Origin of the sequence: Lacipirellula sp. (genome assembly GCF_965279485.1) — a bacterium.
Lineage (GTDB): Bacteria > Planctomycetota > Planctomycetia > Pirellulales > Lacipirellulaceae > Lacipirellula.
In genome coordinates this window covers 592,820-607,671 of record NZ_CBDIIC010000001.1, presented here as the reverse complement: position 1 = coordinate 607,671, position 14,852 = coordinate 592,820, and the positions used below count along the sequence as shown (strand labels likewise).

At 64.2% G+C, this 14,852-nt stretch carries 13 protein-coding genes; 11 read left to right on the top strand and 2 right to left on the bottom strand.

Annotated features, from left to right (window positions below):
• Positions 1-383: 383 nt before the first annotated feature.
• From ACQY7R_RS02625 to ACQY7R_RS02615, 3 genes are all read left to right on the top strand, one after another.
• Positions 384-1,703, top strand: coding sequence for a replication-associated recombination protein A (locus tag ACQY7R_RS02625; protein WP_428304046.1), 1,320 nt, complete (start codon positions 384-386; stop codon positions 1,701-1,703).
• A gap of 228 nt (positions 1,704-1,931) precedes the next feature.
• Positions 1,932-3,011, top strand: a complete 1,080-nt coding sequence (locus ACQY7R_RS02620) for a YybH family protein (RefSeq protein ID WP_428304045.1) — start codon at positions 1,932-1,934, stop codon at positions 3,009-3,011.
• Positions 3,008-5,158: a mu-protocadherin- cell-suface protein gene (locus tag ACQY7R_RS02615; RefSeq protein ID WP_428304044.1), complete on the top strand. Its 2,151-nt coding sequence runs from the start codon at positions 3,008-3,010 to the stop codon at positions 5,156-5,158. Before ACQY7R_RS02620 ends, ACQY7R_RS02615 begins: the two co-directional genes overlap by 4 nt.
• A gap of 325 nt (positions 5,159-5,483) precedes the next feature.
• On the opposite strand, the gene mntR is transcribed toward ACQY7R_RS02615, so the two are convergent.
• Entirely contained in the window at positions 5,484-5,906 is a 423-nt protein-coding gene (mntR, locus tag ACQY7R_RS02610) for a manganese-binding transcriptional regulator MntR (RefSeq protein WP_152099002.1), read from the bottom strand.
• A 214-nt stretch (positions 5,907-6,120) separates the two neighbouring features.
• Between mntR and ACQY7R_RS02605 the strand changes: the two genes are divergently transcribed.
• The 8 genes from ACQY7R_RS02605 to ACQY7R_RS02570 all read left to right on the top strand — a co-directional run bounded on the left by ACQY7R_RS02605 (position 6,121) and on the right by ACQY7R_RS02570 (position 13,832).
• Positions 6,121-7,035 (top strand): transporter, encoded by a 915-nt coding sequence (locus ACQY7R_RS02605; protein ID WP_428304043.1) that lies wholly within the window; start codon positions 6,121-6,123, stop codon positions 7,033-7,035.
• Positions 7,036-7,457: 422 nt separating this feature from the next.
• Entirely contained in the window at positions 7,458-8,468 is a 1,011-nt protein-coding gene (locus tag ACQY7R_RS02600) for a DUF1559 domain-containing protein (protein ID WP_428304042.1), read from the top strand.
• Positions 8,455-8,766, top strand: a complete 312-nt coding sequence (locus ACQY7R_RS02595) for a hypothetical protein (protein WP_428304041.1) — start codon at positions 8,455-8,457, stop codon at positions 8,764-8,766. The genes ACQY7R_RS02600 and ACQY7R_RS02595 overlap by 14 nt, the downstream gene beginning before the upstream one ends.
• A 130-nt stretch (positions 8,767-8,896) precedes the next feature.
• Complete coding sequence (locus tag ACQY7R_RS02590) at positions 8,897-9,883, top strand: metal ABC transporter solute-binding protein, Zn/Mn family (RefSeq protein WP_428304040.1); 987 nt, start codon at positions 8,897-8,899, stop codon at positions 9,881-9,883.
• Positions 9,884-9,891: 8 nt separating this feature from the next.
• Positions 9,892-10,260 carry a VOC family protein gene (locus ACQY7R_RS02585; protein ID WP_428304039.1) on the top strand — a complete coding sequence of 123 codons (369 nt, stop codon included), beginning with the start codon at positions 9,892-9,894 and terminating at the stop codon, positions 10,258-10,260.
• Between the two features lie 191 nt (positions 10,261-10,451).
• Positions 10,452-11,219, top strand: a complete 768-nt coding sequence (locus ACQY7R_RS02580; RefSeq protein WP_152099007.1) for a metal ABC transporter ATP-binding protein — start codon at positions 10,452-10,454, stop codon at positions 11,217-11,219.
• On the top strand, positions 11,216-12,508 hold the full coding sequence (locus ACQY7R_RS02575; RefSeq protein WP_428304038.1) for an iron chelate uptake ABC transporter family permease subunit: 1,293 nt from the start codon (positions 11,216-11,218) through the stop codon (positions 12,506-12,508). The genes ACQY7R_RS02580 and ACQY7R_RS02575 overlap by 4 nt, the downstream gene beginning before the upstream one ends.
• A gap of 10 nt (positions 12,509-12,518) precedes the next feature.
• Positions 12,519-13,832, top strand: coding sequence for a metal ABC transporter permease (locus ACQY7R_RS02570; protein WP_428304037.1), 1,314 nt, complete (start codon positions 12,519-12,521; stop codon positions 13,830-13,832).
• 103 nt (positions 13,833-13,935) lie between these two features.
• Here the strand turns inward: ACQY7R_RS02570 and ACQY7R_RS02565 are convergent, their stop codons facing one another.
• On the bottom strand, positions 13,936-14,790 hold the full coding sequence (locus tag ACQY7R_RS02565) for a deoxyribonuclease IV (RefSeq protein ID WP_428304036.1): 855 nt from the start codon (positions 14,788-14,790) through the stop codon (positions 13,936-13,938).
• Positions 14,791-14,852 lie beyond the last annotated feature (62 nt).

Sequence of the window (14,852 nt, the reverse complement as noted above, 5' to 3'; positions counted from 1 at the left end):
AGAGCCTTCTCAGCCCAAGACTGCAATTTACGCCGACGAAGCAAGCCTTCATCGCCGCATCGAAAGAATCGGTCCTTCCTTTAACCAAATTCAATCAGGAAAACTTTGCCGTTACTACCGGAAGCGTAAGGGGCGGGAGGGGCGCCGGCGGTAACGGTTGTGCGGAGTCTGCCGCAAGGAGGGAATGAAAGTATACAATGGTTTACCTGTCGCGAACATCGCGCGCATGAAAGCCACTCGCTCCGCCGGTGGACGAACCGCCAAACAAACTCGCCACGATCGCAGCGCTTACCACCACATCGTCCACCGGCGGAGCCGGTGGCTTGTATGGCAGTCGCCGCCCGCTCACGGCAAGACACTTCCTTACAACGTTGACAGTTTCCATGTCGCTCTTCGAAGCCGCCGAAGCCGAAAACCGCCGTTCCGCCCAACCCCTCGCCGCGCGGATGCGTCCCCGCACGCTCGCCGAGTTCGCTGGACAGCAACATTTCCTCGGCGAGGGAAAGCTACTTCTCCGGCTGATCAAAGCCGATCGCCTTACCGCGCTCCTGTTCTACGGCCCGCCCGGCACCGGCAAGACGACGCTCGCTCATTTGCTGGCCCGCGAAACCCGCGCCCGCTTCCGCCAACTCAATGCCGTCACCAGCGGGGTGAAGGAACTCCGCGCGATCCTCGACGAAGCCCGCGACGCCCTCTCCGCCGAAGCGACTCGCACGCTGCTATTCATCGACGAGATCCACCGCTTCAACAAAGCGCAACAAGACGCACTGCTGCCTGACGTCGAAGAGGGGGGCGTCATCCTTGTCGGCGCCACCACGTCGAACCCGTTCTTCGCCGTGAATGACGCGCTCGTGAGCCGCTCGCGGGTTTTCGAATTCCAGCCGCTAAGCGAAGACGACGTGAAGCAAGTCCTCCGCCGCGCGATCGCCGACAAAGACCGCGGTCTCGGCCGGCTGCCGATCGAAGCCGACGAAGAGGCCCTCGATTTCCTCGCAAAAGTGAGCGACGGCGACGCCCGGCAGGCCCTTTCAGCCCTCGAAATCGGCGTTCTTTCCTCCGACGAACGGCCGATCCGCATCACCCGCGAACTCGCCGCCGAAAGCGTCCAGCGGAAGGCGATCCAATACGACGCCGACGGCGATTCCCACTACGACTCGATCAGCGCGCTCATCAAATCGATCCGCGGCAGCGACCCCGACGCTGGTATCTATTGGCTGGCGCGGATGCTCGAAGGGGGCGAGGACGTGAGGTTCCTCTGCCGCCGGCTGGTGATCCTGGCCAGTGAAGACGTCGGCAATGCCGATCCGCAAGCGCTGCCAATGGCGGTCGCGACGATGCAAGCCTGCGAGTTCGTCGGACTGCCCGAGTGCCAACTCGCCCTCTCGCAATGCGTGGCATACCTCGCCTGCGCACCGAAGTCGAACGCCGCCACCGTCGCGATCGGCGAAGCCCGCGGCGACGTCCGCGAAGGCCGCCTCGTCCCGGTGCCGACGCATCTCAAGGATGGCCACTACGCCGGCGCCAAACGCCTCGGCCACGGCGAAGGTTATGAGTACGCCCACGACGCCAAAGGAGGCGTCGCCGCGCAAGACTATCTCGGCATCGAACGCGAGTACTACCGCCCCGTCGACCGCGGGTTTGAGGCGGAACTCGGCGAGCGCCTCGAAACGATCCGCGCCAAACTCCGCCAAGCGCGCGAGTGAGTGATCGGTTAAATCCCCAGTAGTACCGTACGGCGCCGCCAGTCCCGCAAGCCCGCGCAACCCTCCGCACTCAAATGTTAAAATCCGCAGATTGCACCACTTTTCCTTGACCAACCCCGCCGTTGGGTGGCAAGCTTACTTGGGTCCGCGGCGGCCCCATTCCCCAGGCAACTTCTCCAGTTTTCCAAGTTCACACGCGCTCGGCCTTCAGCCGACGGGAGCTTTCTAATGTTACGATTCGCGGTCGCAATTCTATGCGCAGCGTTTGTCGCCGAAGTGGCGCAGGCACAACAACCGGCGACTCCGCCGCCGGTCACTCCCGCGGCAACGGCGCCGGCAGCTCCCGGCACGCCTCCCGCTGCCGCGCCCGCAGTCGCCGACGACACGACCGCCGTCCAGCAAGCGATGGCCGCCTACGTCGAGGCCTTCAACCGCCACGACGCCGAGGCGCTCCTCGACCTCTGGACGCCCAATGGCACCTATGTCAATAAGGAAACCGGCGATCGCTCCAGCGGCCGCGAGGCCCTCGCGAAAGATTTCGCCAAGGTTTTCGACGCCACGCCCGAGATCTTCCTCTCTGGCGGCGCCGACGAGATCCGCGTCATCGGCGGCGACACCGCGATCGTCGACGGCGTCACCAACGTCGTCATCCCCGGCGCCGAACCTTCGCTCTCCGCCTACACCGCCATTCTGATCAAGCAAGACGGCAAGTGGCTCGTCGACACGGTCCACGAATCGGATTTGCCAGTGCCGGAATCGCCCCGTCAAGCGTTGAAGCCGCTCGAATGGATGGTCGGCGCCTGGCAAGACGAATCTGACTCGGCCACCGTCTCGTCGATCATGCGCTGGTCGCCGAGCGAAGCGTTCCTCATTCGCTCGTACGACGTCGTCCGCGAAGGCGAAGAGCCGTTCCAAGGAACGCAAATCATCGGTTGGGATCCGATCGCGAAGCAGATCCGCTCGTGGACGTTCAATTCCGACGGTTCGTTCGGCGAAGGGAGCTGGTCGCAAAACGGCGCCGAGTGGATCGTCCGCAAAACCGAAACGCAAGCCGACGGCCGCTTGGCCTCCGGCACGCAAGTGATCACGCAAATCGATCCGGTAACGGTCACCGTGCAAACGATCGCCAAAGAGATTGATGGCGCTCCGGAGCCGGCAAGCGAACCCGTCACGATGAAACGCATCGGCGACGCCCCCGCTACGGCCGCGGCGCCGACGACGCCTCCCGCGCCGGAAGTGGTTCCGGCGACTCCCCCGGCAGCACCCGGTGCTGCCCCGCGCGCCCCAGGCGCAGGAGCGACGCGATGAGGAAACACCTACACAAAACATCCGCCGTCGCTTGCATCGTCGCGATGCTGATGGCGTCGGCAGTTGAAGCCCGCCCTGGCGGCGGATTTGGCGGCGGTGGCGGCCATGGCGGCGGCGGGGGAGCGATGCGCGCCGGTGGCGGCGGAGGCGGCTTCCACGGCGGGATGCCGGGTGGCATGGGCGGCGGTGCGCGCCCGATGCCGCGACCAACCAGCGTTCCGCACATGTCGAGCTCGCGTCCTTCCGTGAATCGACCGATGCCGAGCCGGCCCTCGATGGGCGGCGGCTCCGGCGGAATGAATAGTCGCCCCTCGATGCCGACGCGCCCGACGATGCCAAACATGGATCGTCCGAGCGGCGGCATGCGACCAAGCATGCCCGGCTACGGCGGCGGTGGCAGCGGCCGGCCAAGCTTCAATCCCGGCGGCAGCGGCCAGCGCCCTGGCGGCGGTTCGGCCTCGCGACCCGGCAACAGCTTGCCGAGTTTCGGCGGCGGCCAATCAGGCGGGCGCCCCGGCGGCAGCGGCCGACCCAATTTTGAATTCCCCACCACGCGCCCCGGCGGCGGTGGAAGCGGTGGTAATCGTCCTGAATTCGGCACCCGTCCCGGCAGCGGGGGCGAACGCCCCGGCGCCGGTACGCGCCCGAATCCTGGCGGTGGCGGTGGGACACGCCCGAACCCCGGCACACGTCCTGAATTCCCCGGCACAGGCGGCGGCAATCGACCCGGCGCTGGCGGAAGACCTGGCGGCGGCACATTCCCCGGCACAGGTGGTCGTCCCGGTGGCGGCGGCACAGGTACGCGTCCCGGCGGACCATCCGCCGGCGACCTCGGCGACTTCCTTGGCATCGGCCGACCCGTTCGCCCCGACCCCGGCTTCAATCGCCCGGGCGGCGGCGGGACGCGCCCCGGTGAAGGGGGCGCAGGAACTCGTCCCGGCGACGGCAACTTCCCAGGCCGACCTGGCGACGGTAACCGACCCGGTCGACCCGGCGATGGCAATTTTCCCGGACGCCCCGGCGATGGAAATCGCCCCGGCCAACCTGGCGATGGCGGCCGACCTGGTCGCCCTGGCGACGGAGATCGTCCCGGCGGCGGTGGCGGCGGACGCCCCGGAGATGGCGATCGTCCAGGTCGCCCTGGCGACCGACCTGGCCGTCCCGGTGATCGACCTGGCGACCGCCCCGGCGGCACGCGTCCCGGCAGCGATTGGTGGTCGCAGAACCACAACCGTCCTGGATGGGGGCACACGATCAACCATCGCCCCGGTTGGTCGAACAACATCAACAACGGCACGATCAACAACATCAACAACAATTGGAACACGATCATCAATCGCCCCGGCGGCGACTGGCGCCCGCGGCCCGATTGGATCAACGATCGCAACAATTGGGGCAACAGCGTTCGCAACAATTGGAATCACCAACACTGGCACAACAACTGGTTCCATGACGATTGGTGGAACGGTCGTTGGAACAACTGGAACTGTTGGCACTACGGCTACGGCGGCTGGGGCTCCCGCGGTTGGCAGTACTGGTGGACCGTCCCCACCTGGGGAGCGCTGAACAATTGGTTCGTCTGGGGCACCCCCGGCACCTCCTATTGGCAGCAGCCGGTCTACTACGACTACGGCCCCGGCGGCAACGTGACGTTCCAAGACAACTCGGTCTACATTGGCGGCCAGCAAATCGCTTCCACCGATGAGTTTGCCCAAAGCGCCGCCGTCCTCGCGACAGTCGCGCCACCGGCGACCGAGGCCGACGCCCAAGCGGCCGAGTGGATGCCGCTCGGCACGTTCGCCGTTTCGACTAATGAAAAGGAAACCGACCCGACCCGCATCATGCAACTGGCGGTCGACCGGCAGGGCGTCGTCAGCGGCACCTACCACAACACGGTGACCGATCAAACCCAAGCGGTGCAGGGCCAAGTCGACAAGCAAACGCAACGCGTCGCGTTCCGCATCGGCGACAACGAAAACGTCGTCGCCGAAACGGGGCTCTACAACCTCACGCAACCCGAGGCGCAACTGCTGGTCCACTACGGAACCGAACGGACCGAAACGTTCCTGCTCGTGCGTCTCGACGCACCTAAGGACGACGGCTCCGGCAGTTCCGGAAGTACACAACCAGCGGCAACGTTCCCGTAACCAGAACGCCGCAATCTTAAAACCTCAACGCAGCGATCGGCCAACTAGCCGGATCGCCACGCGATCCAGTTGCGCTACCGGACGCCGTGGCCGTCCGGCTATTGGCTTGCGCTCGTTGCTAGGGCGACAGCGAGGTGTTTCTCGCAAAGCCGCGAAGCCTCAAAGGAAACGCAAAGAAGAAATTCACTCAGCCACGAAACACACGAAGGGAACGAGTGAAGAACTGAGGGAAGTCGGCAGTCGAGCAACTCCCCGTATTCCTTTGCGACGTCTTTGCGCCTTTGCGTGAGACACAAACCGCAGCTCAAAACCGGAACAAGTAGCGCTACTTCCCCTGCAACTGCTCCGTCAGCCGCTTGAAGCAATCGAGCGTCTGCTTGCTCACGTGGTGCTCGATCCCTTCAGTGTCGATCGCCGCGACCTTTTCGCTCACGCCGATTGCTAGCAAGAACTGATAAACCACTTCATGCTGGCGCCGCGACTTGGCTGCTAGCTGTCGCCCCGCCTCGGTCAGTTCGAGCGGCCCATACGGCTCGCTCGTGACGAGACCTTCGCGCTTCAGCCGCGCGACCACCTTCGTCACCGTCACGTGGCTGACGTCGAATTGCCGGGCCAAATCAACCACTCGGCACTTCCCCGACGCTCCGTTCACCTCGTCGATCGCTTCGACGTAATCCTCGGCCGTCTCCTGCGCGTGGTCGTTGCGCGTCCGGCGGTGGCGATCGGAAATGGCGGGCGGCTTGCTCATTGATAGCAGCGATGCGTCGTCAGGGAGCTGGGTGTAGCCTTTGCTACAAATTTGCCAAGGTCGAGTGACGGCGCCCCTGGTCGGACGCCGATAATTACCATGCTAGCCGGTACGCGTTCGTCGCGGCCGGCCGTTCCAGCGTAACACAAACGCCTGAAATGTTGCAGTTGTCGCGGGCGACAACTCCCGAAAACCCTTCCGTCGCGAAGCTTCTATGAAATCGTGTCGCCGGCAATGTGGGCAGTGCGCCGTCCGACGATTTGGCCAAAGCTTGGCCGTCGTCGCCGCGCTCAGCGGCCTCGATCTCGCCTGCCCCAACGCGGCGTTCGGCCAAGCGAACACGGTCTTCCGCTGGGGAACCGGCGACGGCGGCGAAACGAAGAACGCTGCGGAGAAACTCGCCGAGCCGCTGGTCACCGACCGTCCCGACTTCACCGAAGCCTCCTCGACGGTCGGCCTCGGCGTCTTCCAAATCGAAGGAGGTTACACCTACTCGTACGACGCCACCGCGACCTCGAGCACGAAGGGGCATTCGTACCCCGAGACGCTGTTCCGCTACGGCGTCTTCGCCGAGTGGCTCGAAGCCCGCGTCGCGTGGAACTACGCCTCCGTCGGCGAAACCGAGTTCGGCGGGAACCGCACGTCGGACGCCGGCGCCGAGCCGCTCTATCTCGGCCTCAAGATCGCGCTCACGGGACAAGAAGGTCTGCTGCCTGAAATGGCGCTCATGCCGCAGATGACCGTTCCCACCGGCCCTGCTCAATTCGGCGGCGACGAAACGCTCCCCGGCCTCGGCTGGCTCTATGGTTGGGACCTCAACGATTGGCTGTCGTTCGGCGGCGAGACGCAAGCCAACCGCGCGCTCGACGAAACAACCGCGAATCCTTATCTCGAATTCGCCCAATCGTTGACTGTCGGCTACCAACTTCACGATCGCATCGGCGCCTACACCGAATGGTTCGTCATCGCCCCCGACGGCGCCGACGTCGATCACACGCAAAACTACTTCAACACGGGCCTCACGTTCCTATTGAACGACAACCTGCAGTTCGACATCCGCTACGGCGTCGGCCTCAATGAAGCCGCCGACGACTACTTCACCGGCAGCGGTTTGTCCTGGCGATTGTAGTTCCGAACGCCGCTCCCGCACCCTAGCCCCGGGCTCCGCCCGGGGGTCGGTTTCCACGCCGCCAGTCGTGGCCTCATGCAACGGGAGCGCCGGGCGGAGAAGCTGATTCAACCGCAAGTTGCAGAATTCTCTGAGTAAATGAAACCATGAGGTCCCCTCCCCCCTGAGGGGAGGGTTAGGGAGGGGGCAGCAGCGTGTACCAGGGTTCCACCCCCTCCCCAGCCCTCCCCTCAAGGGGGAGGGAGCCACAATATTTCTCTTGAACAGCTTGCGGTTAAAGAAGCTTGGAAGCCCGGGGCTAAAAGTTCGCTCCTTCAATCGACCCGCTTGACCCCAAACGTAGCCACGGCTAAACTTCCTGCACGAGTGTAGCCGGGGCTACAAATCAAGCGGGCGGCGAGTCGAGTCAAGGAGCGAATTGCATGGCGTTCAAACAAAAGCAAGCCTTCACGCTGGTCGAACTCTTGGTCGTTATCGCCATCATCGGCGTCCTCATCGCGCTGCTACTTCCGGCGGTGCAAGCCGCTCGCGAAGCCGCCCGCCGCACCGAATGCGTCAACCACCTCAAGCAACTCGGCCTCTCGCTCCTTAACTACGAGGCCGCCCAACAAGCGTTCCCCTCTGGTTACATTTCCGATCGCACTGCCGATCCAAATTCCGATCCCTCCACCTGGGACGCCGCCCCCGGTTGGGGCTGGGGCGCCTTGCTGCTCCCCTACCTCGAGCAAGCGTCGCTCCGCGCGCAGGCCCCGCTCGATCAGCCCCTCTGGCGACCCGAGTATCGCGATCTCGTCACGACGCGGCTCCCCGGCTTCCTCTGCCCCTCGGCTAGCGGGGGCAGCGATGCATTCGTCGTCGCCGACGAATCGGGCAACCCGCTCGTGAAGGATGGCCGCGAACTTGAACTCGCCCGCTCGCACTACGTCGCCAGCCACGGCCAAGAATCGTGTTGGGGCGGGATGTCGGGACCCAGCGGCGGCTTCGACGGCGACACGTCGCGCATCGCCGACGGTCCCTTCTATCGCAATTCAAACGTGCGAATCAAAGATGTGAGCGACGGGCTCACTAACACCGTCTTTCTCGGCGAGCACACCTCGCTGCTCAGCGACAAGACCTGGGTCGGCGCCGTGCCCGGAGCGTTTGTTCATCCGAAGCTCGACTCGCCCGACAACGCCCCTGAGTCGGCCGCGACGCTCGTCTTCGCCCATAGCGGTCCCGCCGCCGGCGAACGCGACGCGCTCGGCAACCCGATCATCCACCCGCCGAATTTTCCCACGCTGCACGTTTGTCAAATGCAGTCGGAACACCCCGGCGGCGCCAACCTGATGATGGGCGACGCCTCGGTGCAGTTCATCGCCGATGGCGTGCACCTGGAAACCTACGCCGCGATGACCAGCATCGCCGAAGAGGAGGTCGTCGATGTCCCGTTTTAACGTTTGGAAAGCGTTCGTGCTCGGAGCAGTCGTTTTGGCCACCACCGGCTGCGGCAATCACCCGCCGCTCGAACGTCCCAGCTATGATCTAGCCAAAGCCCTCTACGCCGTTTGCAACCGTCAGTCGACCGAGGGCCTGCAAAAGTTCGACACCGTCCTCGCCGAATCAATCGCTGAGGGAAAAGTCGGCCCCAACGAAGAATCAGCCCTCCGCGCGATCGCCGCAGTCGCCGCCGCCGGCGACTGGCAAGCCGCCCAAGAACAGGCCCGCGAGTTGATCGCCAGCCAAAACCCGTAAAAATCAACCAAACCAATTCCGCGCATTCCCCTCTCTGCGCCTTTGCGCCTCTGCGAGAAACCTCTTCGAAGAGGTTTCTCGCAGAGGCGCAAAGGCGCAGAGGAAGAAAAGAAGAGAAGTACGGTATCGCATGTCACTTGATCGTAGATGGTTCGCATGGTGCGCGCTCACTTTGCTCAGCGTTGCAATTGGCTGTGGCAAGTCGTCCTCTGATCACGAAGGCGATGCACACGACGCACCAGCCAAGGCTCACAAATTCTCCGGCGAGCACCCGATAAAAATCGTCGCCACTACCGGCCCCGTCACCGAGATGGTCCGCCGCGTCGGCGGTGATCACGTCGCGGTCGAAGGGCTCATGGGCCCCGGCGTCGATCCCCACCTCTACAGCCCCGTCGCCGCCGACGTTCGCAAGCTCTCCGACGCCGACACGATCGTGTACAACGGCCTCCATCTCGAAGGCCGCATGGCCGACCTGTTCCAGAAGATGTCGCGCAACAAGGCGACCTTCGCGGTGACCGGTGGCCTTGAAGCACGCCACGACGATCGCCTCCGCGCGACCCCCGCGTTCGACGGCCTCCACGATCCCCACATCTGGCACGACCCGACGATCTGGGCCGACTGCGCCGCCGATGTCGCGTACGAACTCGGCGAGTTCGACCCCGCCCACGCCGCCGACTACCAGAAGAACGCCGCCGCCTACGCCGAGGAACTGAAAGCGGTAGACCAATTCTGCCGCGAGCAGATCGACCGCATCCCCGCCGACCGCCGCGTACTCGTCACCGCTCACGACGCCTTCAGCTACTTCGGCAAGCGGTACGGCGTCGAAGTCTTCGGCCTCAAAGGGATCAGCACCGAAGAGGAGAAGGACCTCAAGCATCAGGAAGAAGTCCAGCGAATGCTCCTTGAGCGAAAGATTCCCGCGGTCTTCGTCGAGTCGGCCGTCGCCCCGCGAATGGTCGCGTCGCTTGTCGAACCCTGCCGTGCCCAGGGCCTCGACCTGCAAATCGGCGGCGAACTCTACGCCGACGCCCTCGGCGCCCCCAATAGCGACGCCGCCGACTATGGTGGTATGATTCGGCATAACGCCAAAACGATTGCCGACGCCCTCGCGAAGTAGAAACGCTCATGCCGCGCCTGAATCTCGTTGTGCTGCGATGCACCGATATCGACGCGGCGGCAGAGTTTTATGGACAACTCGGGCTAGTGTTTGAGAAGCACGCCCACGGTTCCGGCCCTGAGCACTACGCGTCGGAGCATGCGGGAATCGTTTTTGAGCTTTACCCTGCGAGTGCAAAATCACCAGTCACCAAGTCCACCAGAATCGGCTTCGTTGTCGATGACGTTGGTGCTTGCATGGCATTGGTCGAGGCAGTGGGCGGATCGATTGCCTCACTTCCCGCCGATTCGCCATGGGGACGACGCGCCGTCGTCAGAGACCCAGATGGCCACACGGTGGAATTAACCGCGAAAGCCAGGTCGGCTGAAAGTAGATGATGTCTGAGAATTTGACAGGATGACAGGATTTCACGGATCGACAGGATTTAGGCAGGGAATTTATTCTTCGATGTCTTCAATAAACTAAGCGAGATACTGAAGCACCCCATTCTCTCCCCGAATTCATCCTGTAAATCCGCGAAATCCTGCAATCCTGTCAATTTAAGTCAACCAACTAAGCCCGCTAAAAGATGCCCCAAGTCGCCCTCGAAATTCACGACATGACCGTCGCCTACCACCGCCGACCGGTGCTGTGGGACGTCGACCTTCAAGTCCCCGAGGGAAAACTCGTAGGCGTCATCGGCCCCAACGGCGCCGGCAAGACGACGCTCATCAAAGCGGTCCTCGGCCTCGTCCCGCTCGCCAGCGGCAAGGTCGAAATCTACGGCCAGCCCTACGAAGACCAACGCAAGCTCGTCGGCTACGTGCCGCAGCGCGAATCGGTCGATTGGGATTTCCCCGTCACCGTCCGAGACGTCGTCCTGATGGGAACTTACGGCCGGCTCGGTTGGTTCCGCCGCCCGCGTCGCCCGGAGCGCGAACTCGCGGAGCATTGCCTCGAACAAGTCGGCATGGCCTCGTTCGCCCGCCGGCAGATTCGCCAACTCTCCGGCGGCCAACAACAGCGCGTCTTCCTGGCCCGCGCGCTCGCCGAGCAGGCCCAAGTTTATTTCCTCGACGAACCCTTCGCCGGCGTCGACGCCGCCACCGAGTCGGCGATCGTCGACTTGCTGCAGTCGATGCGCTCCGCCGGCAAAACGGTCTTTGTCGTGCATCACGATTTGCAAACCGTCCGCGAATACTTCGACTGGGTGATCTTGCTCAACATGCGGCTCGTCGCGTGCGGCGCCGTGAGCGACACGTTCACCCCAGAGAATATGCAGAAGACCTACGGCGGCCGACTGACGATCCTCGAGGAGGCGGCCGAAGCGATGCGCAACCGCGAGCCCGTGCGATGACCGGCCTATCGCTCAGCGACAAAGTGACGATCGGCTCCGCACTGCTCGGCGGGGCCGCGGGCGTGGCGGGGAGCTTTGCCGTCCTTCGCCGCCGCTCGCTCGTCGGCGACATGCTCGCTCACGCCTCGCTTCCCGGCGTTTGCATCGCGTACGCAATCACCGGCTCGCGCGAACTGCTCGGCCTCTCGATCGGCGCCCTCATTAGCGGCCTCATCGCGATCGGCCTGATGACGCTTGTCGTCCGGTGGACTCGCACGAAGGAAGACGCCGCCATCGGCATCATGCTCAGCGGCTTCTTCGGCCTCGGCATCGTGCTGCTGTCGGTGATCACTCGCTCCGCCGCGGCCGGCGGTAGTGCGGGGCTCAGTTCCTACATCTTCGGCGAACCGGGCAACATGCTCGACAGCGATCTGCTCACCCTCGCCGCGGTCGGCGCCGGCGTGCTGTTGCTGGTCGTCTGCTTCTACAAAGAATTCAAGCTCGTCTCGTTCGACCACGAGTTCGCCAAATCGCAAGGCTGGCCCACGCTCTGGCTCGATCTCGGCATGATGTCCGCGGTCGCGCTGGTGACGATCATCGGGCTGCCGATCGTCGGCGTCATTCTCATGGCGGCGATGATCATCCTCCCCGCCGCCACGGCTCGCATGTGGACCAACCGCTTCAACGTCCTGCTGGTCCTCGCCGGCGTCATCGGCGCCACAACCGGCGCCGTCGGCGTGCGGCTCAGCTCCAGCCTTCCCACCGGCCCGACGGTCGTGCTCACCGGCGCCACGATTTTCGTCGCATCAATTCTGTTCGCCCCCGAACGCGGCGTCATCGCTCGCGTCTGGAGCGAAACCCGCCTCCGCATTCGCGTCGCCCGCGAGCATTTGCTCCGCTCGCTATACGAACTCAACGAACCGACGCTACCTCGCTTGACGCCGACGTCGTTCCAAACGCTGTTGTCGCACCGTTACGCCACGCCCTGGATGCTCCGCTGGCTCGTCGACCGCAGCGAACATCGCGGCCTGGTCGCCCTCCGCGGCGATCAAATCACGCTCACGCCGCTCGGCTTCCGCCGCGCCGCCGAGGCAACCCGCACGCACCGCATGTGGGAAATCTACATGATGGAGTTCGCCGGCTCAGCCCCCGACCACGTCGACCGCTCCGCCGACGCCGTCGAGCACTTGCTCCCCGAGTCGCTGCTAGTGGAACTCGAAGAGCGCCTCGCCCGCGAGGGCCGTCTTCCCGCGATCGCGACCGAAGTCCCGGCGTCGCCGCACGAAGTCAGCGCGGAGGGGAACGGCTAAACCGATCGCCATGACACACGCACTCATCATCGCGACGACGTTTTCCGATCTGTGGAACACGAACGGTCTGTGGATCGTCGCCACCGCCGCAGCTACCAACTGCGCCTGCGCCCTCGTCGGCTGCTACCTCGTGCTTCGCCGCATGAGCCTCATGGGCGACGCCCTCTCGCACGCCGTCCTCCCCGGCCTCGCGGTCGCCTTCATTCTCTCCGGCGCCTACGACATCGGCCCGCTGATGATCGGCGCCGTCGCCGCCGGCCTCCTCTCGACGTTCCTCATTCAAACGCTCCACCAATACGCCCGCGTTCCCAGCGACGCGAGCATGGGCGTCGTCTTCACCGGCCTGTTCGCCCTCGGCGTCGTCCTCATCAAAAAGGGGATCCCGCCCGGCGTCCATTTTGACATCGCCTGCGTCTATCAGGGAACGCTCGAACTCACCCCCTTCGACACGGTGAACATGTTCGGCCGCGAAGTGCCGCGGGCCTTCGCCGTCACCGCGGGCGTCTTCCTACTCAACGCCGCGATCATCGCCGCGCTCTGGAAAGAGCTAAAACTGAGCGCGTTCGACCCCGCCCTCGCCACGACAATGGGTTTCTCGGCGTCGCTGCTCCACTACCTGCTGATGGCGCTCGTCGCGGTCACCGCCGTCGCGTCGTTCGAGGCGGTCGGCTCGATCCTCGTCGTCGCGATGCTGATCATCCCCCCGGCGACCGCTCACCTCCTCAGCGATCGCCTGGCGCCGATGGTGCTCATCTCGCTAGTTGTCGCGATCGCTGCCGCGATCCTGGGCTACATCCTCGGCACGCTCCTCAACACAAACCTCGCCGGCATGATCACCGTCGCCGCCGCCGGCCTGTTCGGGCTCGCCGTGCTCTTCGCGCCGCAGCATGGCGTCGTCAGCGCGCTCGCCCGCAACCTCAGCGTGTCGCTCCGCGTCGTCCGCGAAGACCTGCTCGCGATGCTCTACCGCATCGAAGAACTCGGCAGCCCGCGCCGTCTCGCCGCCGCCGAAGCGAGCGCTGCCGTCGGCGGCGGTTGGCTCGCCCGCCTCGGCCTCGACGGACTCGTCCGCGAAGGAAGCGTCACCCGCACTGGCAACCGCCTCGACCTCACCCCCGCCGGCCGCGAAGCTGCCCGCCAACTCGTCCGCTCCCACCGCCTCTGGGAAACCTACCTAGTGAAGCACTTGGGCCTACCGCTCGACCACGTCCACGAACCAGCCCACCGCGTCGAACACTTCATCGGCGACCAAATGCGCGAGCAACTGCAACAAGAACTCGACGCCGCCAGCAAAGACCCCCACGGCCGCGAAATCCCGGAGTGATCTCAGAGTATTTTCTTTGCGCCTTTGCGTGAGACAATTCGCATTCGAGATCTCACGCAAAGGCGCGAAGGCGCAAAGAGGAGGGTGGGCAGGGGAAGCCTTGCTACTCTATTAGCCCCCGCAGCGTCGCCAGATTAATCTCATCCAAATCCCGCCCCTTCTCCTCCCCCTTCGGCGTCTCCAAATACATCGGCGTCTTCTTAAACCGCCGATCGTTCATGAGATGCCGGAACGGCGCCAGCCCCATCTCCCCGCGGCCGATCGCCGCATGCCGATCGACGCCCGACCCGAACTTCGCCTTGCTGTCGTTCACATGAAACGCCCGCACCAGCTTCAGCCCCACCGTCTTGTCGAGGGAGCGCATCGTCGCCTTCCACTCAGCCTCCGTCTCCAGCGCATACCCGGCCGAGAAAATGTGGCACGTATCGACGCACACCCCCAGCCGATCCGGATCGGCGACGCCGTCAAGAATCGCGGAGAGGTGCTCGAACTTGCACCCTAAACAAGACCCTTGCCCCGAAGTCGTCTCAAGCAAGATCTGCGCACTCGCCCCCGCCGTCTGCCCATGCACCTCGTCGAGCCCCGCCGCAATCCGCACGAGCCCGAGCTCCTCGCTGCTGGTGGTATACGCCCCCGGATGGGCGACGATGTAAGGAATGCCGAGCAGCTCGGCCCGCTCCACCTCGACGACCATCGCATCAATCGACTTCTTCCACAGCGCGTCGTCGGGACTCGCCAGATTGATCAAATAAGAGTTGTGCGCAATCGGCGCCCCAATCCCCAAGTTCGCCAGCGCCTCCCGGAACCGCCGTACATCATCGCCAGTAATCGGCTTCCCCGCCCACTGGTTGTTGTTTTTGGTAAACAACTGCACGCAGTCGCAGCCCACGCGCTTCGCGGCCTCCACGGCTTTGTAATAGCCGCCGGCCATCGACATGTGGGCGCCGAGAATTGCCATCGATCGATCTCATGGTTGCAGGGAAGGGCGGCGTCGCTGTTGCGAGTGCGGCGAAGCATAGC